The 24003-nt window shown below is 57.2% G+C and carries 17 protein-coding genes, 2 pseudogenes and 1 riboswitch; of the genes and pseudogenes, 10 read left to right on the top strand and 9 right to left on the bottom strand.

Annotated elements, in window-relative coordinates:
- Nucleotides 1-115 precede the first annotated feature (115 nt).
- Nucleotides 116-1348, bottom strand: a pseudogene (locus tag PSSD_RS21225) (TonB-dependent receptor plug domain-containing protein); the annotation flags it as partial.
- Nucleotides 1349-1625: 277 nt separating this feature from the next.
- On the opposite strand from PSSD_RS21225, the gene PSSD_RS28470 reads away from it, so the two are divergent.
- From PSSD_RS28470 to entS, 5 genes are all read left to right on the top strand, one after another.
- The gene (locus PSSD_RS28470) at nucleotides 1626-1859 is read left to right on the top strand and encodes a hypothetical protein (RefSeq protein ID WP_369404303.1); all 234 of its coding nucleotides are present in this window, start codon (nucleotides 1626-1628) and stop codon (nucleotides 1857-1859) included.
- Nucleotides 1850-2983, top strand: a complete 1134-nt coding sequence (fes, locus tag PSSD_RS21230) for an enterochelin esterase (RefSeq protein ID WP_369404308.1) — start codon at nucleotides 1850-1852, stop codon at nucleotides 2981-2983. Before PSSD_RS28470 ends, fes begins: the two co-directional genes overlap by 10 nt.
- On the top strand, nucleotides 2976-3197 hold the full coding sequence (locus tag PSSD_RS21235; RefSeq protein ID WP_058973594.1) for an MbtH family protein: 222 nt from the start codon (nucleotides 2976-2978) through the stop codon (nucleotides 3195-3197). Before fes ends, PSSD_RS21235 begins: the two co-directional genes overlap by 8 nt.
- Nucleotides 3198-3243: 46 nt before the next feature.
- The gene (locus tag PSSD_RS21240; protein ID WP_058973595.1) at nucleotides 3244-11625 is read left to right on the top strand and encodes a non-ribosomal peptide synthetase; all 8382 of its coding nucleotides are present in this window, start codon (nucleotides 3244-3246) and stop codon (nucleotides 11623-11625) included.
- 120 nt (nucleotides 11626-11745) lie between these two features.
- Complete coding sequence (entS, locus tag PSSD_RS21245; protein WP_058973596.1) at nucleotides 11746-13002, top strand: enterobactin transporter EntS; 1257 nt, start codon at nucleotides 11746-11748, stop codon at nucleotides 13000-13002.
- Here the strand turns inward: entS and fepB are convergent.
- The 8 genes from fepB to PSSD_RS21285 form a co-directional block, all read right to left on the bottom strand.
- On the bottom strand, nucleotides 12999-13955 hold the full coding sequence (fepB, locus tag PSSD_RS21250) for a Fe2+-enterobactin ABC transporter substrate-binding protein (protein ID WP_167347691.1): 957 nt from the start codon (nucleotides 13953-13955) through the stop codon (nucleotides 12999-13001). The two genes, entS and fepB, sit on opposite strands and share 4 nt — an antisense overlap.
- A 250-nt stretch (nucleotides 13956-14205) precedes the next feature.
- Nucleotides 14206-15138 (bottom strand): ABC transporter substrate-binding protein, encoded by a 933-nt coding sequence (locus PSSD_RS21255; RefSeq protein WP_058973598.1) that lies wholly within the window; start codon nucleotides 15136-15138, stop codon nucleotides 14206-14208.
- Nucleotides 15139-15147: 9 nt separating this feature from the next.
- Nucleotides 15148-15882, bottom strand: coding sequence for an ABC transporter permease (locus tag PSSD_RS21260; protein ID WP_058973599.1), 735 nt, complete (start codon nucleotides 15880-15882; stop codon nucleotides 15148-15150).
- The gene (locus PSSD_RS21265; RefSeq protein WP_058973600.1) at nucleotides 15866-16579 is read right to left on the bottom strand and encodes an ABC transporter ATP-binding protein; all 714 of its coding nucleotides are present in this window, start codon (nucleotides 16577-16579) and stop codon (nucleotides 15866-15868) included. Before PSSD_RS21265 ends, PSSD_RS21260 begins: the two co-directional genes overlap by 17 nt.
- A complete protein-coding gene (locus tag PSSD_RS21270; RefSeq protein ID WP_058973601.1) occupies nucleotides 16576-17541 on the bottom strand; it encodes a HesA/MoeB/ThiF family protein in 966 nt (321 codons plus the stop codon). Before PSSD_RS21270 ends, PSSD_RS21265 begins: the two co-directional genes overlap by 4 nt.
- A 9-nt stretch (nucleotides 17542-17550) precedes the next feature.
- Entirely contained in the window at nucleotides 17551-18309 is a 759-nt protein-coding gene (locus tag PSSD_RS21275) for a thiazole synthase (RefSeq protein WP_039332535.1), read from the bottom strand.
- Nucleotides 18310-18312: 3 nt separating this feature from the next.
- Complete coding sequence (gene thiS, locus PSSD_RS21280) at nucleotides 18313-18510, bottom strand: sulfur carrier protein ThiS (RefSeq protein ID WP_058973602.1); 198 nt, start codon at nucleotides 18508-18510, stop codon at nucleotides 18313-18315.
- Complete coding sequence (locus PSSD_RS21285; protein WP_058973603.1) at nucleotides 18494-19438, bottom strand: FAD-dependent oxidoreductase; 945 nt, start codon at nucleotides 19436-19438, stop codon at nucleotides 18494-18496. Before PSSD_RS21285 ends, thiS begins: the two co-directional genes overlap by 17 nt.
- A gap of 115 nt (nucleotides 19439-19553) precedes the next feature.
- Nucleotides 19554-19673: riboswitch (TPP riboswitch) on the bottom strand.
- 163 nt (nucleotides 19674-19836) lie between these two features.
- Between PSSD_RS21285 and PSSD_RS21290 the strand changes: the two genes are divergently transcribed.
- The 5 genes and pseudogenes from PSSD_RS21290 (at nucleotide 19837) to PSSD_RS21310 (ending at nucleotide 24002) form a co-directional block, all read left to right on the top strand.
- On the top strand, nucleotides 19837-20274 hold the full coding sequence (locus PSSD_RS21290) for a 6,7-dimethyl-8-ribityllumazine synthase (RefSeq protein WP_039332631.1): 438 nt from the start codon (nucleotides 19837-19839) through the stop codon (nucleotides 20272-20274).
- A gap of 386 nt (nucleotides 20275-20660) precedes the next feature.
- Nucleotides 20661-21559, top strand: a pseudogene (locus PSSD_RS21295) (metal ABC transporter substrate-binding protein).
- Nucleotides 21556-22329, top strand: a complete 774-nt coding sequence (locus PSSD_RS21300) for a manganese/iron ABC transporter ATP-binding protein (protein ID WP_058973604.1) — start codon at nucleotides 21556-21558, stop codon at nucleotides 22327-22329. Before PSSD_RS21295 ends, PSSD_RS21300 begins: the two are co-directional and overlap by 4 nt.
- Nucleotides 22313-23176 carry an iron/manganese ABC transporter permease subunit SitC gene (gene sitC / locus PSSD_RS21305; protein ID WP_058973605.1) on the top strand — a complete coding sequence of 288 codons (864 nt, stop codon included), beginning with the start codon at nucleotides 22313-22315 and terminating at the stop codon, nucleotides 23174-23176. The genes PSSD_RS21300 and sitC overlap by 17 nt, the downstream gene beginning before the upstream one ends.
- A complete protein-coding gene (locus PSSD_RS21310; RefSeq protein ID WP_058973606.1) occupies nucleotides 23169-24002 on the top strand; it encodes a metal ABC transporter permease in 834 nt (277 codons plus the stop codon). Before sitC ends, PSSD_RS21310 begins: the two co-directional genes overlap by 8 nt.
- Nucleotide 24003: the final 1 nt, after the last annotated feature.

A 24003-nucleotide genomic window follows, 5' to 3' on the forward strand; every position in this document is an offset into this window, starting at 1 on the left:
ACCTGCGGCGCTAATGCGCTGATCTGTTTCTGTGCCTGGAAATAGAGATCTTTGCGTTTCGCATCGTCAAGGGTAGAGGCAGCGGTATCGATTAAATCATCGGTTTTCTTGTATGATCGCCGCTGTCACGCCACAGCTTGTTATCCACATCGCTCCATTTGTAATCCAGCCCGCCCAGCACCGTGTGCGCAATGCTGCCGGTATCAAAGGTGGCTTTGACCTGGTTATCGATGCCCAATTCCTTGGACTTGATCTTGTCATGCTGCGGACGACGGTTGATCTGGTGATCGCTGCCATCCACGTCCCAGGTGTAGACCAGATATTTGTACGACTCGTCCATGTTGCTGTAACGCAGGTTCTGCGTGAAGCTGATGTTATCGTTGAAGTTATGTTCGAAAATATAGCCGACTGACGTCTGCTCACGCTTCGCTTCATTAAAGCTCGGATCGCTCACGTTGAAGTCGTAAGGAATGTATCCCGCGCTGGTGTTGAACAGCGTGCCGTTGGCTGGGAGGAAATTACGATAGCCCGCTTTTGGCTCATTCTGGTACATGGTTAACAGCGTGAAGCTGGTGTCAGCATTCGGCAACCACGTCAATGCTGGGGCAATCGCCATACGCTGCTGCTTGTTATCTTTCACGAACTCATGCTTGGTGCTGGCGATACCATTGAGTCGATAAAACAGCGTGTTGTCATCATTCAGCTTGCCACCGAAATCAAACGCCGCCTCGCCCAGATGCTGATTCCCGGTGCTGAGTTGCACTTTGTGGATGCTCTGCGCGGTAGGACGTTTGCTGGTCATGGCAATCACACCGCCGGGATTAACCTGGCCATACAGCACGGAAGCCGGGCCGTGAATCATCTCCACACGTTCCAGCAACCAGGGATCGATCTGCCCAGCTGCCCCTGCCTGCCCAGACAAGCCGTAGCTTAAGCCATCGAGGAATTTGGGTGCATAGCGAAAGCCGCGCGCGATGATCTCATCGTTACGGTTGGAATTACCGCGATAGTTGGTCAGCACACCGCTGGTGTAGCTCAATGCATCAGCCACTGAGGCAGCGGCCTGGTCGTCCATTTGCTCACGGGTAATCACCGAGATCGATTGCGGCGTTTTACGCAGTGGCGTGGAGGTTTTGGTCCCTGCACTGCTCTCCTTCGCCACATAACCCTGCATGGGAGAGGTGACGCTCTCACGTGCTTCTGCATTAACGGTAATCGTCTCTTCTGCCGCCAGACTGTTAAAAGCAGGCGCCACTAACAGAATTGAGGCCAGCGATAAGTGAAGCCGCGAAAGTCTAAACGGAAGTGCCACAGGAGGTATTGCTGATTTTCTTGCTTTTACGGACATAGTTGCCATCTCTATTTCAAACTACCTTGTCGATGAAATAATTCGTCCAGCCAGGCTCGTGCACGTGAACATGCCGTAACGAATTGAAATATTACTGTCATAAGAAAATATCGGCCCTAAATCCCCCCGTGACGCACTTCACAAAATAACTTACTGAAATCCAGGAGGTTTATTGGCCGCGAAAAATCATATTGCAAATGTAAATCGTTATCAATAGCATTTGCATTACGTTTGTTAATGTAAAGTCTTTGAAGAAAATGTGGAGATGGATTTCAGGATGTTTCGATCTGACGCAGAAGAAATGGCGGGAAAATGGTTCCTGACAGGGACAGTTGCCACTTGGTTGCAACAGTCCCACTTGGGCCAGGATAGCTGGTGGGACAAGGTTCGGACAGCGGGTACACCGGTTATTGAGCGTGATGAAACCGGTGCGACGACCATGCATTTTTTTGGCGCGATCCTCAGGGGCATTCCGCATTATCGTCTACCCGGCGTGTTTATATCGATATAAATGGCGTCACCGATCACCACAGCCAGATGCCCGAATCCCTGGCGCGCATCGGCGATAGCAATGTCTGGCACTGGTCTACCGCCATCGAATCCGACTGGCGCGGCAGCTACAGTTTGATCCCCGCGGGTGATGACCATCTGCCACCGCTGTTTTGCGGCGATGATGAAACCTGTCGCGTGTTGCAGCGTAAGTGGTGGATTTCGCTGATGCCGCTGGCGATCCCTGACATCCTTAATGCTTCACCGCCCTTTCTCAGCAGCCGCCGTTTTGCCCTGAGCAACGCGCAGATGCCAGATGCGCCAGACCAGTCCGCCTGGCAGTTACTGGATGCCGGTTTAGCCGACACCTGGCCGGATTCTCTGCAAACGCTGCAGTGGCACAGTGCCCTGCTCAACGTCACGCGCAATGTCTGGCTTTACACCACTGGACACAGTGACGAGGCAGAGCAACGCCCGTTGGTGATCCTGCTGGATGGTCAAAACTGGGTCTATGGCCAGCCCATTTTCAGCGCTCTCGACCAGGTCACGGCGGCGGGTGAACTGCCGCCTGCCTGCTGGTTATTCATTGATGTGATTGATAGCCAGCATCGCGAAGTGGAACTGCCGTGCAATGAAACTTTCTGGCAAGCCATGCAACAGGAATTGCTGCCACTGGCTCGCCACCATGCCACCTTCAGCAATGAGGGCAACCGCACCGTTGTCGCAGGGCAAAGTTATGGCGGATTAGCGGCGCTGTACGCCGGCCTGCACTGGCCACAGCGTTTTGGTCGCGTGCTGACGCAATCAGGATCGTTCTGGTGGCCGCATCTGCAATACATCCGCGATTATGCCAATCGCGAGCAGCACGCGCCTGGACTCCTGCTGCAACGCCTGCAAAACAACCAACTTCCCGGCGGTAAGCTGACAATTTTTCAGGAAGTGGGTGACCGTGAGGCAGACATGCTTTACGTCAATCAACAAATTCGTCCGGCGCTGGAAGCGGCTGGACATACCCTCTCTTTCCGCCGCTATGCCGGTGGACACGATGCGCTGTGCTGGCGCGGTGGCCTCATCGATGGCTGCCGTTGGTTACTGGCCGATTTTCTTTCCTCTGATGCAACCTCTGAAGGTGAACACCATGTCTGAACAACAAAATCCGTTTGATAACGATGCCCTGGATTTCCTCGTGCTGTTGAATGACCGCCAGCAATACAGCCTGTGGCCCGCCTTTGCGCCCGTTCCAGCAGGCTGGTGCTGCGTCACCGGGCCATTGGCACGATCCGCCGCCATCGAATACGTAGAAACACACTGGCTGGATATGCGGCCCACGACGCAGCAGACGTCATCCACCGCGCACTAATTTTTCTTATTTTCTTTTTTTGATTTTTTAAGACAGGAACTGTCCTTTGGCATCGTTAATCACGCATTCAACAGCGTACCCCTTGGTGGCGGCGCAGCCCGGCATCTGGATCGCTGACACTATTGCGCAGCAGCGCAATCAATTCACAGTGGCGCACTACAGTGTGTTGCACGGCGCCATCAACCGCGCGGCCCTCGACAGCGCGATCCGACAAACCATGATGGAAGCCGATACCGTGCAGGCCCGCTTTGGTCTGGATGAAAATGGCGACCCTGCACAGTGGTTTACCGCTTCAACGGAGATCATCCCCGAGTGGCATGATTTCAGCCAACGCGCTGATGCCAGCAGCCAGGCACACAAACTGATGCAGGCCGATGTGAGTGCGGATTTACCCGCCGACGGCGAAAAACCGCTCTACCGTCATGTCTTGATGCGCATCGGTGATGGCAGTTGGTGGTGGTATCAGCGCTACCACCATCTACAGGTTGACGGCTTCAGTTTTGAAGCCCTGGCACAGCGTGTCGCGGCTATCTATGCCGCACTGTGTCGCGGAGAATCGCCTGCACCCTCACCCTTTACGCCCTTTACTGGCGTGATTGAGGAGTACCAGCAATGGCAGGACTCAGCGGCGTTTCAACGTTCAGCCAGCCACTGGCAAAGCTATACCGCCGATCTGCCGACCAGCATCACACTCTCAAATGAGAGCACCGACAATCCCGGTGATCGTCCTATTAGTTGCCAGGTGACGCTACCGCATTTAGCCACGTTACGCCAGCAGCCCGCCCTGTACGAATGCAGTGAAGGCGATGTGGTGAGCGCCGTGTTAGTGGCTTATCTGGCCCGGATCAGTGTCAGCCCACGCCTGTCGATTGGTTTCCCGTTTATGCGCCGCATGGGGTCAGCTGCAATTACCGCGCTTGGCCCGGTGGTGAACGTGCTGCCGCTGATCTTTGAACTGTCTGACACCACCGACCTCGCCGCACTGGTGCAGCAGGTACAGGGCGAAATCCGCAAAGCGCGTCGCCATCAGCGCTATGAAGCGGAACAACTGCGCCGTGATTTGGGGTTAGTCGGCAGCAGTCAGCACCTGTACGGACCGGTGATCAACGTCAAGGTCTATCATGATGACCTGCAGTTTGATGGTATTGCGGCGACAACCCATACGCTGGCAATGGGACCGGTGGATGATATCGAATTTGAGGTGGGTTTCCGCGATGGCGCGCTACAACTGACGCTGGTGGCTAATCCATTACGCTATGACGCGATTGCGTTACAGCGTCACGCCGATCGTATCCGTCATCTGATTGCGCAGTTCGCTGCGCAGCCTGGCATCACGCTGGTCGAACTCTCGTTGATTGCGCCAGATGAACAGGCCGATATCCAGCGCTGGTCTACCGGTCCCGTGATAACGCCGCCTGACGGCGTCACCACGATTATCGATATACTGCTGGCGCGTGCCGCGCAGAGCGGCGAACTCGCTGCAGTGGTGTGTGGTGAGCACAGCCTGAGCTATCGCCAGTTGCGCGACAGGGCCATGCAACTGGCACACCTGCTGATTGCGCGTGGCTTGGGTGCCGATGACGTGGTGGCGATAGGCATCCCTCGCTCGGTCGATTCGCTGGTCGCCATCTTCGGGGTGCTGGCAAGCGGTGCGGCTTATATGCCACTGGATCTCGACTATCCACGTGAACGCCTGGCACTGATGTGTGAAGATGCCCAACCCGCTCTGCTGCTCACGCACTCCGTGACATTGTCACAGATGCCGACGCTGCCACATCTCTGTATTGATGCGCTGGATGCGGAACTCGCCAACCAATCGGTTGAGCGCCCTGCAACGCAACTGTGTGGCGATGACCTCGCCTACATGATCTACACCTCAGGCTCCACCGGCCGTCCAAAAGGGGTGATGAGCACCCATCAGGGTCTGCTCAATCTGTTCTTATCCCATCGCGAGCATCTGTTTGGCCCGGCGATTGATCGCTTCCATGCCACCAGCCCGCGCCGTATGCGGGCAGGCCACACCGCGTCGTTCTCATTTGACTCCTCCTGGGAGCCGCTGTTCTGCATGTTGATGGGGTGCGAACTCAATATCTTTGACGAAGAGCTGCGCCGCGATGCATGGGGACTGATTCAACAGATGAACGCCGTGCCGGTCGATCTGTTGGACATCACCCCATCGTTCTTCTCACAGATGATCGACAGCGGCCTGATGGATGTTGAAAACCATCGTCCCTCGTTTGTGATGATTGGGGGGGAAGCGGCCACGCCAACGCTGTGGAAGCTAATGCAGAACCAGCACCAGATGGAGATCCACAACTATTACGGACCTTCTGAATACACCATTGATACCTTGGGTGCCAGCGTCCTGGCCGCACAGCAACCGATGATTGGCCGTCCGGTAGGCAACACCCAAGTCTACTTGCTCGACAGCCAACTGCGCCAGGTGCCGGTGGGCTGCGTGGGCGAGCTATATATTGCCGGAACCGGTATCGCACGCGGCTATTTGCGTCGTCCCGACCTCACCAGCGGACGCTTTGTGGCTAATCCCTTCCTCAACGGCGAAGTGATGTATCGCAGCGGTGATTTAATGCGCTGGCGCCAGGACGGACAGCTGGCGTTTATTGGCCGTGTCGACCACCAGATCAAAGTGCGCGGTTTCCGCGTGGAGTTGGGTGAAGTTGAAAACGCCCTGGTCGCTTTGCCTGAAGTCAGCACAGCGGTGGTGATCGCCGAAAGCATCGGTGCTACACATCGCCTGATCGGCTACTGCTCGGTGCAGGATGAGGCACTGCGAGCTGACGCTCAACTGAGCACCCGCTTGCTGGCACAACTCGCCTCGCAACTGCCCGATTACATGGTGCCAGCCGTGCTAATGGTACTGGAAGATCTGCCACTTAACGTCAATGGTAAGATCGATCGCCAGGCGCTGCCTAAACCGCAACAGGCGCAAACCGCCATCAGCCGCGCCGCCAGCACGCCGCAGGAAGCCCTGATTTGTCAGGCGATAGCCGGGTTATTGGGGCTGGAGAGCGTCGGCGCAGAGGATGACTTCTTTGCACTCGGTGGTGACAGTATCTCCGCGATGGGATTGAGCACGGCCGCGCGCCGCGCCGGTTATTTGCTGCGTCCACGAGAAATCTTCGCAGAACGCACGGCCGCGCGCATGGCTGCAGGGTTACAGCCGCTGTCGCAGCACAACCAGCAGGCGCGCGTTGCGCAGCAAGGCGCGGTGGGTGGTCTGCCCATCCTGCACTGGTTCAATGCGCAGGCTGGCATCAACGCGCGCTTTGCCCATGGTGTGCTGCTGTCCGTGCCCGCCCAGCTGCAACTCTCTCAGCTAGAACAGCTGATCGAACAGTTGGCGACAGCGCATCCGGCGCTTAACGCCTTTACCCGCGATGAGCAGTTAGTGGTGGGGGAATGGCTGCCGACGCGCCCTGCTCGCTGCCGCGCTATTGAAGTCGAAGAGCGCGACATTGCCGCCGAACGGGCTTTTAACGGTGATGCTGCGCGCCTCGATCCCGCCGCAGGGACCGTGTTGCAGGCCACGTTACTGCAGCAGGGTGGTGCCAGTTGTGGTCTGGTGTTGACGTTGCACCATCTGGTGGTGGATGGCGTTTCCTGGCGCGTGCTGCTGGATGAATTACAGCAGGCCGGTGATGCGCTGTTAAGCGGTGCGCCCATCGCGTTGCCGCCAGAAGAGACATCGCTGCATGACTGGTCAGCCACTCTGCTTGCCAATCTTTCCGCGCGCGCCAGCGAGCTACCCTTCTGGCAAAACATGCTGACCCCGCCACTGCCTGTTTTGGGTGAGCGCGCCTTAGCCCCCACCGATCGTGCGTTGCATCAGCGCACGTTGCTGGATGCGAAAACCGCTCACGCCCTGCTCAACACGCTGCCGCAGCAGTACCGCGCCACCAGCGAAGAGCTGCTGCTGACGCTGCTGTCACTGGCGTTACGTCAGATGAACGGCAGCGCAGCGCAACGACTGACGCTGGAATCACATGGTCGCGCAGAGTTGCACGATCATCAGGATCTGGCTCGCACTGTGGGTTGGTTAACCGCAGAGTTCCCGCTGCTGATTGCGCTGCCCGCCGCCGCGCCCTTAAACGAAAGCGTGCGCGCGGTGAAAGCCGCTCTGCGATCGGTGCCCGACCGGGGAATCGGTTATGGTCAGCTTCGCTGGCTTGATGCACATCGTGGGGTCACTCTGGCGAAACTGGCCGCAGATCATGCACCGCAGGTGTTATTTAACTTCTTAGGCCGATTCACGCAAGGAAACGGAAACTGGCAACCACAGCGCACCGCACAGCAGTTCCGCGATAGCTTTGCGGTGATTCAGGATGCCTCACTGCCATTGCAACATGCACTGGAACTCAACGTATTTGTCGATGAGCAGCAGTTGGCTCTCAACTGGAGCTGGGCCGACGGCGTGTTGCATGCCGATCAGATTCAGCAACTGCATCAGGCTATGGCAAAGGGTGCTATGCAGTTGAGTCACTTCGCCGAGCAGCAGCCGCTGCAAGCGGCTAATACGCAAGTGGCAGCCGACATCAATCTGGTGGGCGTGGATGACCAGGCATTGCAACAACTGCACGCGCAGCACGGTGCTTTTAGCCACGCACTGCCGCTGCTGCCGTTGCAGAAAGGCTTGCTGTTCCATGCACAAACCACTTCATCCGCTGGCAGTTACAACTCATTGACACGTCTGACACTGAGTGGCGATCTCTCTGCCGAGCGCGTGCAACGAGCACTGAACCAGGTCCTGCTGCGCCACCCGCAGTTGGCCGCCCGCTTTGACAGCGAAATCTGCCTGCAACCGCTGCAGTTGCTGCCAGAGGGTGAACTCACCTGGCCGCTTACGGTGCTCGACACCGACGATATCGAGCAGGCTGAACGGCAAATGCTGGCACAGGATCTGTTTCATCAGCCGGTGATGCTACAGGCGACGCTGATTGCCCATCGCCATGAAGAACGCTGGACGCTGCTGCTCAATGCCCATCATCTGGTGGTTGATGGCTGGTCAACTCCGGTGATCCTCAACGATCTGCTGTGCGCACTGTGTCAACAACCTCTGCCAGCGCATCGCACCCACTACGCGGATATCGTGCGCCAACTCAGCCAGCGTAATGAGCAAGAGGCGCGCAAGCAGTGGCAGGATTGCCTGCGCGATGTGCGCCCGACCTTGATCTATCCCAACGCCTCAGACAGTCCGGTGCATGAAAAACGCCTGTTGCTGGATAGCGCGCTGGAACGCGAACTGCACGCCCTGTGCCGCACTCGTGGGCTAACGCTCAATACGCTGATGCAAGGCGTGTGGGGCATGATGCTGTCGATTGCCAGCGGTCAACAGGATGTGGTGTTTGGTGCGCCGGTTTCCGGTCGTTTCGGGCAAATCGATGGCATTGATGAGCATGTGGGGCTGTTCAGCAATACGCTGCCGGTGCGGGTGCGTTTCGATCACCAGCGACCGCTGCTGGAACAGCTGGCAGAGCACCAATCGCAGCAAATCCAGCTGATTGAGCAAGACTGCCTCGGTCTGGCGGAAATCCAACAGCTGGCGGGACAAGGCACGCTATTTGACACCCTGCTGGTGGTGGAAAACTACCCCGACAACCTTGGTTTGTTCGATGCCAATGCCCGCGTGCGCTGCGAAAGCATTCACAACCGGGGATACACGCATTACCCCCTGACGCTGCTGGTGTTGCCCGGTGATCAGCTCACGCTGCTGCTGGAGTATCGCGACTGCGTATCCGATGCCGAACGGCTGGCGGAACGCTTACTGCTGTTGTTGCAACAGTTGGTCACCACGCCCGATCTCCCGCTGGCACAGTGGAAGCTGCAAACCCTTGCCGAACAGTCCTTGCTGCAATGGGTCAACAACACTGGGGTTCAGTTGGAAAATGAAACCCTGCAACAGGCAATTGCACAGCAGGCCGCCCGCACACCGGATGCGCTGGCGCTGTGTGATGTCGAACATCAACTGAGCTATCGTGAAATGCAGCGCCAGGCCAGCCTGTTGGCCGATCGCTTAATTGAAGCGGGCGTGATGCCGGGCGATATCGTTGCCGTGGCGCTGCCGCGTTCCGTGCGCCTCAGCATTGCCCTCACCGCCATCTTGCAGGCGGGTGCCGCATGGCTGCCACTCGACATTGGTTATCCCGATGAACGACTGTCCTACATGGTTGAAGATGCACGTCCGTGGGTGGTGATCACTGAATCTGCGCTGGAAAGCCGTTTCGCCACCTTTGGTACGCTAATGATGTTCGATGGCCTGGCGAGTGAGCAGCTTATCGCGCGTCATGCCCAACCGAAGCCAGATGCCCATCGCCCGGCCTACGTGCTTTACACCTCCGGTTCCACCGGCAGGCCGAAAGGTGTGGTGGTCAACCAACGCGCCATCATCAACCGCCTGCGCTGGATGCAAGCCAGCTATCCGCTGCGCAGTGACGACGTGGTGTTGCAGAAAACCCCGTGCAGTTTTGATGTCTCGGTGTGGGAGTTCTTCTGGCCACTGATGACCGGTGCACAGCTGATGATGGCCCCGCCGGAAGCGCACCGCGATCCGCAGGCGCTGTGGCAGTTGATCGACGATTATCAGGTCACCACTCTGCACTTTGTCCCTTCCATGCTGGCGGCTTTTGTCAGCCACATTGCCAGCCAGACTGACCAGGCTTGCGCCACCCTGCGCCGTGTATTTTGCAGCGGTGAAGCGCTCGCCTGCGATCTGGCGCGCAGCTATCAGCAATTGATTGCCGCTCCTCTGCACAACCTCTACGGACCGACTGAGGCCGCCGTTGACGTGACCTGGCAGCCCGCCAGCGGCAGTGCGTTAGAGGGATTGAGTGGACCCGGCGTGCCGATTGGGCGTCCGGTATGGAACACTCAGTTGCACATCCTCGATAGCCTGCTGCGTCCGGTTCCGGTGGGCGTGCCCGGGGATCTCTATCTCAGCGGCGTGCAACTGGCCGATGGCTATCTGCATCGCGCTGACCTCACCGCCCAGCGCTTTATTGCTGCGCCGTTTGCCGAGGGCGAACGCATGTATCGCACCGGTGATATTGCCTGCTGGCGTGATGACGGCGCGGTGGAGTATCTGGGACGCAGTGACGATCAGCTCAAAATGCGCGGTCAGCGTATCGAACCTGGCGAGATTGAACAGGCGCTGGTGGCAATCCCCGGTGTGGCGCAAGCCGTGGTTGCCGCACGGGCCCTGACGCAACAAACGGCAGCAGGCGTCGATAACCGGCAACTGCTCGCCTGGCTGGTGGCGGATGCGGGTATCACTCTGGATATTGCGCAGGTTACACAGCAACTCGCTGCGCGATTGCCTGCACATATGCAACCGGTAAATTATCAGGTCATCGACGAGCTGCCACTCAGCGCCAACGGAAAATTAGACCGCAAAGCGTTGCCGATGCCGCAACTCAGCGCGCGCAGCGGGCGTTTACCGCAAAGCGAGAATGAGCGCTTGCTGGCTGAACTTTTCCAGCAGTTATTGGGTTGCGAACAGGTATACGCAAAAGATGACTTCTTCGCGCTGGGCGGCCACTCACTGCTGGCGATGCGACTGGTCGCTGAATTGCGTCGTCGTTTGCCACAGCCGATCAGTGTCGGACAGGTGATCGCGGCACGCAGCGTGGAGAAACTGGCCGCGTTGCTGGCAGGTACGGTCAGCGACACCGGTGGCAACGGGGAACTGCTGCCGCTGCGCGCAGGGCAAGGGCCAACGCTGTTCTGCATTCATCCGGCTTCGGGCTTCGCCTGGCAGTACAGTGCGTTGCTGCACTATCTCGACGGTGATTTCCCGATTGTTGGGCTGCAATCGCCACGACCTGATGGGGTGATTACCGCCTGCGACAGCGTCGATGCAATGTGCGAACACCATCTTACGACTATCCGACAGCAACAGCCGCACGGACCTTATTACCTGTTGGGCTACTCGCTGGGCGGCACGCTGGCGCAAGGTATTGCAGCACGTTTGCAAGCGCATGGCGAAAGCGTCGCGTTCTTGGGCCTGCTGGATACCTACCCCGCCGAGGGTCAGGACTGGCGCACGCCAGAAGCCGACGAAGCGGAGCAGGAAGTGGCACGCGAGCAGGCGGAGTTTATGGCGGCCACGGAAGATGAACGCGATGCGCTGTTACGCGAGGAGAAAGCCGCGATGTTCAACACCATCGTTGCCAACTACAAAGATGCCGTTGCCCGTCTGGCTGAGGCGCGGACGCCGCGCTATGCCGGTAAAGCCACGCTGTTTATGGCGGAGAGAACGGTGCCTCCTGGCATGGACGTTGCGGCAAGCTGGGCGCCGTTTGTTTCCGAGCTGGAGATCTGGCCGCTGGACTGCGAGCACGCGGACATCTTGTCTGCCGCATCGCTGAAAGCACTGGGCCCGCTGATCAACCGGCTGCTGGCGCTGCCGTCGTAGGGGCGGCCTTCAGGCCGGCCCGCGGGCGCACCAAGGTGCGCCCCTACATACAGATCGTACCCGGTGGCGGCCTTTAAGCCGCCCGCTAATGCATCAACAATAATCAGACTGTGGATTTCTATGGCTAAACCCTCGATTTTTCTCGACTTCAGCTTGCTGAAAAAAAACGCCGCGTTCCGCGCCATCTTCTGCGCCCGCATGTTATCGGTGTTCGCACTCGGCATGCTGGCAGTGGGCGTACCGGTGCAAATCCAGGCCATGACCGGTTCGACCTTGCAGGTCGGCGTGGCGGTGATGCTGGATGGCATCGGCATGTTTATCGGTCTGTTGCTGGGCGGCGTACTGGCGGACCGCTATGACCGCCGCAAATTAATCCTGTTTGCACGTGGCACCTGCGGGGTTGGTTTTGTGCTGCTCAGCCTGAACGCGTTCAGCCCCAGCCCTTCTTTGTGGGCGCTTTACTTCCTCGCCTTCTGGGATGGTTTCTTTGGTGCGCTGGGCATGACCGCGCTGATGGCGGTCATTCCGCTGATTGTTGGTCGGGAGCATCTGGCGGAAGCCGGTGCGCTCAGCATGTTGACGGTGCGTCTTGGTGCCATCCTGTCTCCGGCGCTGGGTGGCATGATCATTGTCGCCGCGGGCGTCGGCTGGGCATTTGCCGTTGCCGCGATAGGTACGCTGGCGACGCTCATTCCCTTAGTTCGCCTCCCCGCCCTGCAACCTGAACAACAAGAACCCGAACATCCCCTGCGCGCGCTGGCGAGCGGTATCCAGTTCGTCTGTCGTCATCCCGTCGTCGGCACGGTGGTACTGGTGGGCTTGCTACTCAGCATGATCGGTGCCGTTCGCGTGCTGTTCCCGGCGCTGGCCCTGACGTGGCAACTGGATGCCTCGGCGTTAGGACTGATGTATTCAGCCGTCCCGCTTGGCGCGATGATTGGCGCCTTTACCAGCGGTTGGGTGCGGCAATTATCGCGTCCAGGCGTGGTGCTAATTGCCAGTGCCCTACTGGCATTTGGCTCCATTGCCGCGCTCGGTCTGATACATCATCTCGCAGCCGCGTTAGTGATGTTGGTGTGTTACGGCTACAGCAATGCCATCGCATCGCTGTTGCAGTTCATCCTGATCCAGCATCACACACCGGACGCCTTGTTGGGACGGGTGAACAGTTTAGGCACCGCACAGGACGTAACCGGAGATTCCGTTGGCGCGCTGGGTTTAGGTGCGTTGGCCCGCAGCCTGGCACCACTGAGCAGCGTATTGTGGTTTGGCGGTGTGGCAGCCGGTTTATTGATGTTGGTGGCCTTGGCCGCACGCGGTTTGCGCACGGCCAAACTAGACAATGGTGAGCATAGTCACACGCAAGCTGCTGCTTAGTGCACGAATTGCCGTTCGATGCTGCTGAGCATATTGCTGGCGCTGTAGTAATCGAGACGGAAAGTATTGTTGCCCATGGCATAAATAGCGTGCTGCTGAACCGCAGGTAAATGAGCGAGGAACGGATTCTTCGCGACCTGCGGCACGGTTTTATCATCCGCCGCAAACAGCAGCAGCGTATTACCCGTGATGCCATCGGCCATGGTTTCACCGTTAAGCTGGATGATATCGTTGCGTTTACCCATGCTGGTGCTGCCCTGCAAACTTTCTGGCGGTGCAGCCAGCGTAAAACCTAGTTCTTTCAGTAACATGCCCTGCGCCGACGCAGGTGTCCACAGGTTCATGCCACGTCCATCTTCGTAATAGACAATCGCGGATGTTGGCTGCGGCGGCAGTGTGATTGCACTGCGAACGGCGTCAACGCGTTGATCGAACTGTGCGATAACCTTTTTCGCATCTGCTTCGTGACCGGTAATGCTACCCAACTGTAACGCCAGCGCCTGCCAGCTCTTATCACCATAATCGACCACCAAAACCGGCGCGATAGTGCGCAGCTGATCGTAGAGTTTCAGCGCCGAATCACCGCCGGTGGCTGCAATCACAATCAGATCGGGCGCTTCAGCGGCAATCGCTTCGGCATTGGGCTGCGAGACATACAGCGGCTTCACATGCCGTGCGCGTGCCACCTCACTCCATTGGGTAAAAAAGCCCTGCGCATCAGATACGCTGCTGTTACGACTGGTGGCCCCCGAGCCGATGAGCGGCGCATTGATCGCCAGCAACGTTCCGCTCAGCGTGACGCTGGTAGAGACAATTCGCCGTGGAGGCTGTTGCAAGGTAAGCGGGCCTTGAGGTGTTTCAAGCGTGCGCGGCCAACCTGTACTGGTTTCGGCGGCCATGGTTTGAGTCATCAGGGTAGAGAAAAAAAGGAGTGCCAGAACAGGCAGACGCATCAGGTTGTCCATCACTTTATAATTGAGAATGGATATCATTATCAAAAAATAGTGTGGTAGCAAGTGTTTAATGCTCAAAAGAATCGGCACTCGGGACTAATGCCGATCTCTTAAGTAAAACAATGGGTATCTGTGCTGGTGCGCATAAATGCGCACCCTACGAAAACCGCGTACGATCGTCGTAGGGTTGCCATTTATGGCGACCGAAAAGCGCTTAACTGGCAAGCATCATAATTTTGCCCGCCTTTAGTTACTGCTCCAGCGAATAGCGCGTCATCGGTGCCACGGCCTTAATCAACCCGTTAGCCTTCATGTAATCGCCAAACGCGGTATATCGCGCTTGATCAAAGCTCGCGCTGTGCGCGGCAAACAGCGGCAACGTTGCTTCCCAAGCCTGATGATTCAGCCTGGTATTCAATTCCGGATACTGCTTGATAAAGGCTTTCCACGCCTCTTCTGGATGCGCTCGCAGCCATACCACACCGGCATCTAACCCGCGTAAAAACGCTGGAATGCGTTTATCATGCGCGGCACTGTTGTTGTTTGCCAGGATGATCAGCTCATCATAAGCCGGCACGCCGTAGTCTTCCGGCTTGAACACCACCGGCTTCGCGCCTTTATCTTTCAGGTCTATCAACTCGTAGTTACGGAAAATGGTCATCGCGCCGTCGATTTTATGCGTCAGCAGCGCTGAGGTGGAATCCATGTTAAGACTGATGAGCTTGACGGAATCGACATCCACCCCCTGAGACTTCAGCATATTACGGATGGCCACATCTTCCGAACCGGGCACGGCATAGCCGAGGGTTTTACCGGCGAGATCCTTCAGTGAGTGAATATCGCTGGAGACGGTGGTTAAGGTATTCAGCGGCTGACCAATCAGCGTACCCACGCGGATAACCGGCACGTCCTTCTCCACCAGCGTGTATAGCTGGGGCTGATAGCTAATCGCCAGATCGGCTTTGCCCGCCGCCAGCAGCAGCGGCACAGAGGCCGAATCTGCGGGCGCGATCATCTCCACATCCAGCCCTTCTTTCTTGAAAGCGCCGCTGTATTGCGCGGCAAAAATCGCGGCATGATTGGGGTTCACAAACCAATCGAGCAGTAGGCGAACTTTCTCTTCAGCGTGTGCGCTGGTGGCCAGCAACAGCAGTGCGGTGATTGCAGTACGTAGGGTGTTCAAAGTGCATCCTTATATTGAGTGCCAGAGGCGTTTTTTACGAATCAATGCCACGCTGCCGGAGAGCAGCAGCGCCAGAATCAGTAACAGCAGCAGAGCAGCAAAGCTGGTGGCGGTTTCCAGTCGTGCGTTGGATTGCATCATCAGATAACCCAACCCTTCGCTGGCTCCGACCCACTCGCCAATCACCACGCCTATCGGCGCTAAAACCACCGCCATCTGCAACCCGGAAAAAAATTGCGGCAGTGCAGCGGGCCAGCGCACATGCCAGAACACCTTCACGCGGGAGCTGTTCAGGGTGTTTGCCAGCTCCAGCCAGCCAGATGGCGTACGGCACAGCCCATCGAACAGGGATAAGCAGAGCGGAAAAAACACGATCAGCGCCGCTACCACCACTTTTGAGGCGATGCCAAAACCCAGCCACAGCACCAGCAAGGGCGCTAAGGCAAACACTGGGATCGCCTGGCTGGCGGTGACCAGCGGAAACAACAGGCGGCGTAGTGTCTGGCTCCCCGCCATCAACACCGCGAGGATCACCCCGCTCCCTACGCCGAGCAGCAGCGCCAGCACAATCTCCGCCAGCGTGTATATCGCGTGATGCCACAACAGTTGACGATGCAGCCACAGTGCTTCCAGCACCGCCACCGGTGAAGGCAGCAGAAACTCCGGTACGCCGCTGCGCCGCGCTAACAGCCAGACGCACAGCAGCACCGCGATCAGATAGATCGCGCTATACAGTTTTTTCATCTTGATTCAGTCGTGAGAAGAGTTTGCCCTGCGCCTGCAGCAGACCAGGGGCATCCAGAGCACGCGGCGCTTCACCGCCCGGCACCGGCCAGGCTTCGGTCATTAGCGGTTGCCCATTTAGCAGCACAATGTCATCCGCCATGCGGCAGGCTTCGAGCGGATCGTGCGTCACCAGCAGCACCGTTTTGCCTTTTAGCAAGGTGGCGGTGAGGGTTTGCAGGCTCAGTTTGGTCATCACATCCAGGGTGGCGAAGGGTTCATCCATCAACACCACTTCGCGTTGTGCATATAAGGTGCGCGCCAGTGCCACGCGCTGCCGCATCCCACCGGAGAGTTGGCTGGGCGGCGCGTTGGCCACCTCGCTGAGTTTCACCTGCTCCAACAGTGCTAACGCGCGGGCGCGATCGGGCTTTTCACCGTTCAGACGCGCTGAGAGCATCACGTTTTCCAGCACCGTTAACCACGGATAGAGCAGATCCTGCTGTCCCATCCAGGCGACCTTGCCCGATACTCCCTCAACAGTGCCGTGCTCAGGTTGCAGCAAGCCCGCCACCAGTCGCAGCAAGGTACTTTTACCAATACCGCTGCGCCCGAGAAACACCGTGGTTTTTCCGCCGCGCAGTGACAGGTTTAGCCGTTCACACAGCGGGTTTTCTCCCCAGCCAAAGGTGACCTGGTTGAAACTGAGCGCGTTCATGGACGGCGCGCCGCTAAAATGGCGAGCTGGGTAAATCCGCGCTGCATCAGGTCTGACGCCGCCTTCGCCGCGCGGATGCCGCTGGCGCACACCAGCACGATGCGCTGATCCTGTGGCGGCTGCCAGTCTGCGATCCCCTGCGGCAAAATCCGTTCAACATGCGCTGCCACGCTATCCGGCGCTTCTTCAAGGCCGCGCAACTCGACAATACAGTCAGCGGCGCTGAGTTGCTGTTGATCGATAAACGGCACCGCCTGTTCCGGCTCCTCTGCTCCGTCAAAACGGAACTGCCGAAAATGCCAGTTAACGAAATCACAGTTCACTACACACCCGAGCGGTGAAGGATGTAGATCCAGTAATACGCTCAGCGCCATCTGCGCTTGCATCGCACCCAACGTGGCCACGGCCGGTCCCATCACGCCTGCGGTATTACAGTTGGCCGCCGAGGCAGGAAGTTGCGGAAACAGCGCACGATAACTCGGCGCACTGCCGCAGAAACCACCGACATAGCCCTGACGACCGAGCACCGAGGCGCTGATCAGTGGGATGTTGCTCTGTAGACAGGCATCCGAGAGCGGATAGGTCACCGCGAAGTTGTCCGCGGCATCGATCACCAAATCGATATCCGTGAGGGTTTGCGGCAGATGGCTGGCGGTGATCGCATACCGAAATGCATCGATTTGCACCTCGGGATTACGCTGCTGCAACGCCTGCTGCGCACGCTCCGCTTTGCTGAAACCAATATCCTGCTGGGTAAACAGCGTCTGACGATGCAAATTGTGCAGCGCCACTTCATCGTCATCGCACAGGCGAAGATATCCGATCCCGGCTCCCACCAACTGCGGCAGCAGCGTCGCCGCTAATCCGCCCGCGCCCACCACCAGCACGCGCGCCGCCGCCAGTTTCTGCTGCCCTGCGATGCCGATTTCTGGCAACATCATCTGCCGTTGATAGCGTTCCATGGTAGCTCCTCAGCTCAGATTCGCCAGGCCGAAGATCGGCGTAGAGGCCGCTGCCATATCGCGCTTCTCCATCAAACCGGCACTACGCGCTGCCTGCCCCGCCTCAATCGCCAGACGGAAGCCGTTGGCCATGCCCACCGGATCGCCCGCTTTCGCCACAGCGGTGTTGAGCAGAATGCCATCGAAGCCCATTTCCATCGCCTGCGCCGCTTGTGAAGGAGCACCAATACCCGCATCAATAATCAGTGGGATATCGCTGAACCACGCGCGCATGGCACGCAGGCCGTCAATATTGCGCAGCCCCTGCCCGGAACCAATGGGGGCGCCCCACGGCATCAACAGCTCACAGCCCGCTTCCAGTAATTTTTCACCGACAATCAAATCTTCCGTGGTATACGGGAACACCTTAAAGCCGTCTGCACAAAGAATGCGCGCGGCTTCCACCAGCGCGAACGGATCGGGCTGCAGCGTATCCGCATGACCGATCACTTCCAGCTTGATCCATGGCGTATTAAATAACTCACGCGCCATCTGCGCGGTGGTTACCGCCTCTTTCACCGTGTGACAGCCCGCCGTGTTTGGCAGCACCCGCACATCCAGATCGGTGAGCAGCTCGCGAAATGCCGCCCCAGCTGCGCCTTCACGCCGCAAACTCACGGTGATGATTTCAGTGCCTGAAGCCGCAATCGCCTGCTGCAAAATAGCGGGAGAGGGATAGCCAGCCGTCCCTAACAGAAAACGTGACTGCGGTGCGAAATCGTAAAACATGCTTCAACCTCCCTGCATCGGTGACAACACCTCTAACTGACAGCCCTCTTCCAGCGTTTGGCTGCTGTACTGGCTCTTCGGCACGAACATGCCGTTGAAGGCACTGGCGACACAGGCGGCGTCAATTTGCTGTTCGATCAGCAATTCGCTAAGCGTGCTGGCCTCGGTGCTAATCGCTCGGCCATTAAGCAGAATGTTCATGGTGCTGCTCCCCAAAAATGCGCTGCATCAGCTGTTCTGCCAGCATCGGTGCCAGCAGAAAACCATGGCGATACAGGCCATTAAGATAGTAAGTGTGATTGTGATAACGGATTTCTGGCAGGTTGGCCGGATAAGCAGGACGCAGCCCACTGGCACTTTCCACCACGCGTGCTTCAGCTAATGCAGGATGGATGGCATAGGCAGCGCTGAGCAGCTCCATCATGGCGCGAGCGCTGATCGCACTGGCATCGTCGCTTTCCACCATGGTCGCGCCCAGCATGAAATGGCCGTCTCGACGCGGCACCAGATAACAGGGAAAACGCGGATGCAGCAGACGGATCGGGCGCGAGAATTGCACCTCATCACTGTGCAGGATAACCATCTCACCCCGCACGGCGCGCAGGTGGCTTAGCTCACTCTTCGCATGAATCCCACGGCAATCAATCACGCGCCCGCTGAACTGCTGCGCATCAAAACGCACGCCGCGCTGCAACAGCTTTTCGCGCATCTCGGTGAGGGCGAGACGGGGATCGAGATGCGCCTCGCGTGTAAAGTACAGCCCACGGGCGAAACGCCCTTCCAGCATCGGTTCAATCTCAGCGGGAACGACCCACTGATGTTGTTCCGTCATGCGCGCAAAGCGGTTGAGTTCCTGGCTGTCACGCGGCGGAGCCACCACCAGCGTACCCTGCTCTACCACGCAGCTGACGCGCTGTTGCCACCAGCCAGCGGAATGTTGCCCAAGGGTGATCACCTCCTGCGGCGCACTTTCAGATTCACACCAGGGAGCCAGCATGCCGCCAGCAAACCACGAGGCGGGTTGGCGCGTTTCATCGCCGAACACCTCGACGTCTTCACCACGCTCAGCCAGCAAGGTCGCCACGCACAGGCCCGCCACGCCGCAGCCTAAGACTGTCCAGCGGCTCACAGCCGTCGATCCGGGATACAAAGGGAATTCACATCGGCCTCTCAGTTTTCGCTGAGACCCGCAGATACAGGAGGAGGGAAAGGGCGCGAGCGATCCTCTACGCCAGACAACGCAACCTGTGCGCTGTCAGTCTTCCTACGCCAGTATCAACTGGGTCAGGTTCAAAGGGTCGCTAAGCCGCGCAGTGCGCTTTTAGCCTCTCAGTCTCTTTGGCGAGACTCCCCCGACGCGTCTATTTGTATTGCAGGTGCCGGTCGGCGTCAAGCGCGGATTGCGTCAGACCAGAAACGCATTTATCGCTACGCGCGCAATGTGGATTACAAACGTAACATATGGTATACAAACGCATTATTGCTACTTTCATGCGCAAAGAAATTACAGGTGATGTTGGGTTTATTATGAAAAATATTAGAGTTGCCTTTATTAAAGCCGGTTGGCATAAAGAGATTGTGCACAATGCGCTGGTGGGTTTTGAGCAGGAATTAAAAGCACAGAACGTTGATGCTGAATTAAAAGTACTGGAAGTGCCGGGCGCGTTTGAAATGCCGTTGCTGGCAAAACGCCTGGCTGAAACCGGCAAATATGATGCGATCGTCGCCGCTGCACTGGTGGTTGATGGCGGCATTTATCGCCACGACTTCGTTGCGGCAGCAGTGGTGGATGGCCTGATGAACGTGCAATTGAGCACCAACGTCCCGGTCTTCTCTGTGTCACTGACGCCACATAATTTCCAGCCAGTAGACGTGCTGGAAAACTTCTACACCGAGCACTTTATTAAGAAAGGCAAAGAAGCCGCGCGCGCTGCGCTGGCGATTCATAATTTGTCGATCGATTAATAACCTTAAAAGAACACTTCATTATTAGGATGAAGTGTTCTTTTTTAAATTTAATACCCTCCCCTTTATAACTTTAATTCAAAAGCTTTCCAGCTATACCCAAAATAATTCGAGTTTCAGGAAGGCGGCAAGTGCATGAATCCACAGGAGCTTACTGAAGTAAGTGACTGAGGTGAATGCACATAGCCAACGCACCTGCACCAAGAGTAGGCCCCATGAGGGGACTTGAAGTATGAAGGGTATAAGCGCATAAGCCGTTTACCAGCCCATTATTTCAACTTGCGTAAATTTTTGTCGTGAACAGAAAAAATGTGAACAAAAACGCTTCACATTCATAGCATTCACTATACTGTATAGCACAGGCTATATTTTATTGAGGGATGACGATGTTCAAGACTAAGGTCGTATCGGTTGCCATGCTCGTGCTCGCACTGAGTGCCCCCGCTTTCGCTGCAGAAAAACTCAAAGTGGTGACCACCTTCACGGTGATTGCCGATATGGCCCGCAACGTGGCGGGAGATGCGGCTGAAGTCACGTCTATCACTAAGCCGGGGGCAGAAATCCATGAGTATCAACCCACGCCGGGCGATATTCGTCGTGCGCAGGGCGCGAACCTCATTCTGGTCAACGGGTTTAACCTCGAACTGTGGTTCAACCGCTTCTATCAACGCCTGAAAGGTGTGCCGGAAGTGACCGTCACGGCGGGCATTGAACCGCTTGGCATCACTGAGGGCCCCTACAATGGTAAACCCAATCCGCATGCGTGGATGTCACCAGATAATGCACTGATCTACGTCGATAACATCCGCGATGCCTTACAAAATACGATCCCGCGAATGCCGCTGTATATCAGGCCAATGCCGATCGCTATAAAGCGCAAATCCAACAAACGCTGGCACCGATGCGCGCAGCGATTAATCAACTGCCAGAAAACCAGCGTTGGTTAGTCACCAGTGAAGGGGCGTTTTCCTACCTGGCGCGTGATCTGGGGCTAAAAGAACTCTACCTATGGCCAATCAATGCCGATCAGCAAGGCACACCGCAGCAGGTTCGCAAGGTGATCGATGCAGTGAAAGCCAACGCTATCCCCACCATCTTTAGCGAAAGCACCATCTCCGCCAAACCTGCCCAGCAGGTGGCACGTGAAGCGGGGATTCACTACGGCGGCGTGCTGTACGTCGATTCCCTTAGCAACAGCGACGGCCCGGTGCCGACCTACCTCGATTTACTGCGCGTCACCACGGACACCGTCGCGAAAGGCATTGCTGCCGGGAGCCAAAAATGACCCTTAACGTGCAAGATGTCAGCGTCACCTACCGCAACGGCCACACGGCGTTACGTCAGGCGTCATTCTCCGTGCCCGCGGGGAGCATCGCAGCGCTGGTTGGCGTCAATGGCTCCGGAAAATCCACGCTGTTCAAAGCCATCATGGGTTTTGTGCCGCTTTCAACGGGCCATGTGACGCTGGCGGAGATGCCCGCTAAAACCGCGTTGAAGCGCAACATCGTCTCCTATGTGCCTCAAGCCGAAGAGGTGGACTGGAGTTTCCCGGTGCTGGTGGAAGATGTGGTGATGATGGGCCGCTATGGATACATGAACATGCTGCGTATGCCCCGCGCAGAGGACAAACGCAGCGTGGACGAGGCGCTGGCTCGCGTGGGCATGAGTGATTATCGGCATCGGCAGATCGGTGAGTTGTCCGGTGGGCAGAAGAAACGCGTCTTTCTCGCCCGCGCACTGGCGCAAAGCGGGCAGATCATCCTGCTGGACGAGCCGTTTACCGGCGTGGATGTGAAAACCGAAGCCGCAATCATCACGCTATTGCAAGAGCTGCGCGATGAAGGCCGTACCATGCTGGTCTCCACCCACGATCTCAACGCTATTCCGGATTTCTGTGATCGCTGCGTGCTGGTGAAGAATACTGTGCTGGCCAGCGGTCTGCTCGCTGACACCTTCACGCCAGCCAATCTGGCGCGCACCTTTGATGGTGAATTGCAGCAGAGAAACGCCGCACTTTTGCAAAAAATCGGGGCCAGCCATGTCGTGGATTATTGAGCCCTTCGGCTACCAATACATGCTCAATGCCATGTGGATTGCGGCATTGGTCGGAGCGATATGCGCCTTTCTCTCCTGTTTTTTGATGTTGAAAGGCTGGTCGCTGATTGGCGATGCGCTGTCGCACTCGATTGTGCCCGGCGTGGCGGGGGCTTATATGTTGGGCCTGCCCTTCTCGCTCGGTGCTTTTCTCTCCGGCGGTCTGGCTGCGGGCAGCATGCTGTTTCTGAATCAGCGCACGCGATTGAAAGAAGATGCGATTATCGGGCTGATTTTCTCCTCCTTTTTTGGCATCGGTCTGTTTTTGGTCTCGCTTAACCCGACTTCGGTCAACATACAGACCATTGTGCTGGGCAATATTCTGGCGGTCGCGCCCGCCGATATCTGGCAACTCGGCGCGATTGGCGTGATTACCCTGACGATATTGTTGCTGAAGTGGAAAGACCTGATGGTCACTTTCTTCGATGAGAGCCACGCGCGATCCCTGGGCTTAAATACTACGGCACTCAAGATTCTGTTTTTTACCCTGCTCGCTGCTTCAACCGTCGCCGCGTTACAGACGGTGGGTGCCTTTATGGTGATTTGTCTGGTGGTCACGCCTGGTGCCACCGCCTACCTGCTCACGGATCGTTTTCCACGCCTGTTAATGATCGCGGTAGCGATTGGAAGTATCACCAGTTTCCTCGGTGCCTGGAGCAGCTATTTTCTCGACGGCGCCACCGGTGGCGTGATTGTGGTGGCGCAAACGCTGGTGTTCCTGGTGGCGTTTACCTTCGCACCTAAACACGGCGTACTGGCTGCACGGCGTCGTGCACGTCAGGCTCAGGAGTTGAACAGTCATGAGTGAAATACTGCTGAGCCCGTTCCAGTTTGAATTTATGAACATGGCGCTGATCATTACCCTGCTGTTGTCGCTGCCGTGCGCCATGTTATCGGCTTTTCTGGTTCTGAAAGGCTGGTCACTGCTGGGTGATGCCATGAGTCACGCGGTGTTTCCCGGTGTAGTGCTGGCGTGGTGGATCGGTTTGCCCTATGCGATCGGCGCGTTTATTGCCGGAATGCTGTGCGCTCTGGCCACGGGATTTATCAGCCAAAACAGTCGTATCAAGCCCGATACCGTGATGGGCATTGTGTTTTCGGGAATGTTTGGCGCGGGGCTGGTGCTCTATCTGAAGCTGAAACCCGAAGTCCATCTCGATCATATTCTGTTCGGTGATATGCTCGGCATTGCCTGGTCTGATATAGCGCAGACAGCAGCCATCGCCCTGCTGGTGGTGGTGCTGTTAAGCGTGAAGTGGCGCGACTTGCTGCTGCATGCGTTTGACCCGCAACAAGCGCGCGCCTGCGGTATTAACGGTAATCTTATGCATTACGGGTTGCTGTGTTTGATCGCCCTGACCATTGTGGCTGCGCTGAAATCGGTGGGGGTGATTTTGTCGATTGCCATGTTGATTGCGCCTGGTGCGATTGCGTTGTTGCTGGCGCGCCGATTTTTGCAGGTGATGCTACTGGCGGTGTTGATCGCTGTTGTGACCGGCGTGTGTGGGGTTTACGCCTCGTTCTTCCTCGATAGTGCGCCTGGACCGACGATTGTGGTGCTGTATAGCCTGATGTTTGTGGTGACGTTTGTGGTGGTGAGCTGGCGCGATCGGAGAGTTGCCAGGTGCGCATAAA

Source organism: Type-D symbiont of Plautia stali (assembly GCF_001485335.1).
Classification (GTDB): Bacteria; Pseudomonadota; Gammaproteobacteria; order Enterobacterales; family Enterobacteriaceae; genus Pantoea; species Pantoea vagans_C.

Coding starts and splice junctions, on each gene's coding strand:
- PSSD_RS21265 (WP_058973600.1), bottom strand. CDS start 16,579: ATGAACGCGCTCAGTTTCAACCAGGTCACCTTTGGCTGGGGAGAAAAC.
- PSSD_RS21235 (WP_058973594.1), top strand. CDS start 2,976: ATGTCTGAACAACAAAATCCGTTTGATAACGATGCCCTGGATTTCCTC.
- PSSD_RS21300 (WP_058973604.1), top strand. CDS start 21,556: ATGACCCTTAACGTGCAAGATGTCAGCGTCACCTACCGCAACGGCCAC.
- PSSD_RS21310 (WP_058973606.1), top strand. CDS start 23,169: ATGAGTGAAATACTGCTGAGCCCGTTCCAGTTTGAATTTATGAACATG.
- PSSD_RS21270 (WP_058973601.1), bottom strand. CDS start 17,541: ATGGAACGCTATCAACGGCAGATGATGTTGCCAGAAATCGGCATCGCA.
- PSSD_RS21275 (WP_039332535.1), bottom strand. CDS start 18,309: ATGTTTTACGATTTCGCACCGCAGTCACGTTTTCTGTTAGGGACGGCT.
- fepB (WP_167347691.1), bottom strand. CDS start 13,955: ATGCGTCTGCCTGTTCTGGCACTCCTTTTTTTCTCTACCCTGATGACT.
- PSSD_RS21260 (WP_058973599.1), bottom strand. CDS start 15,882: ATGAAAAAACTGTATAGCGCGATCTATCTGATCGCGGTGCTGCTGTGC.
- PSSD_RS28470 (WP_369404303.1), top strand. CDS start 1,626: ATGTTTCGATCTGACGCAGAAGAAATGGCGGGAAAATGGTTCCTGACA.
- sitC (WP_058973605.1), top strand. CDS start 22,313: ATGTCGTGGATTATTGAGCCCTTCGGCTACCAATACATGCTCAATGCC.
- PSSD_RS21290 (WP_039332631.1), top strand. CDS start 19,837: ATGAAAAATATTAGAGTTGCCTTTATTAAAGCCGGTTGGCATAAAGAG.
- entS (WP_058973596.1), top strand. CDS start 11,746: ATGGCTAAACCCTCGATTTTTCTCGACTTCAGCTTGCTGAAAAAAAAC.
- thiS (WP_058973602.1), bottom strand. CDS start 18,510: ATGAACATTCTGCTTAATGGCCGAGCGATTAGCACCGAGGCCAGCACG.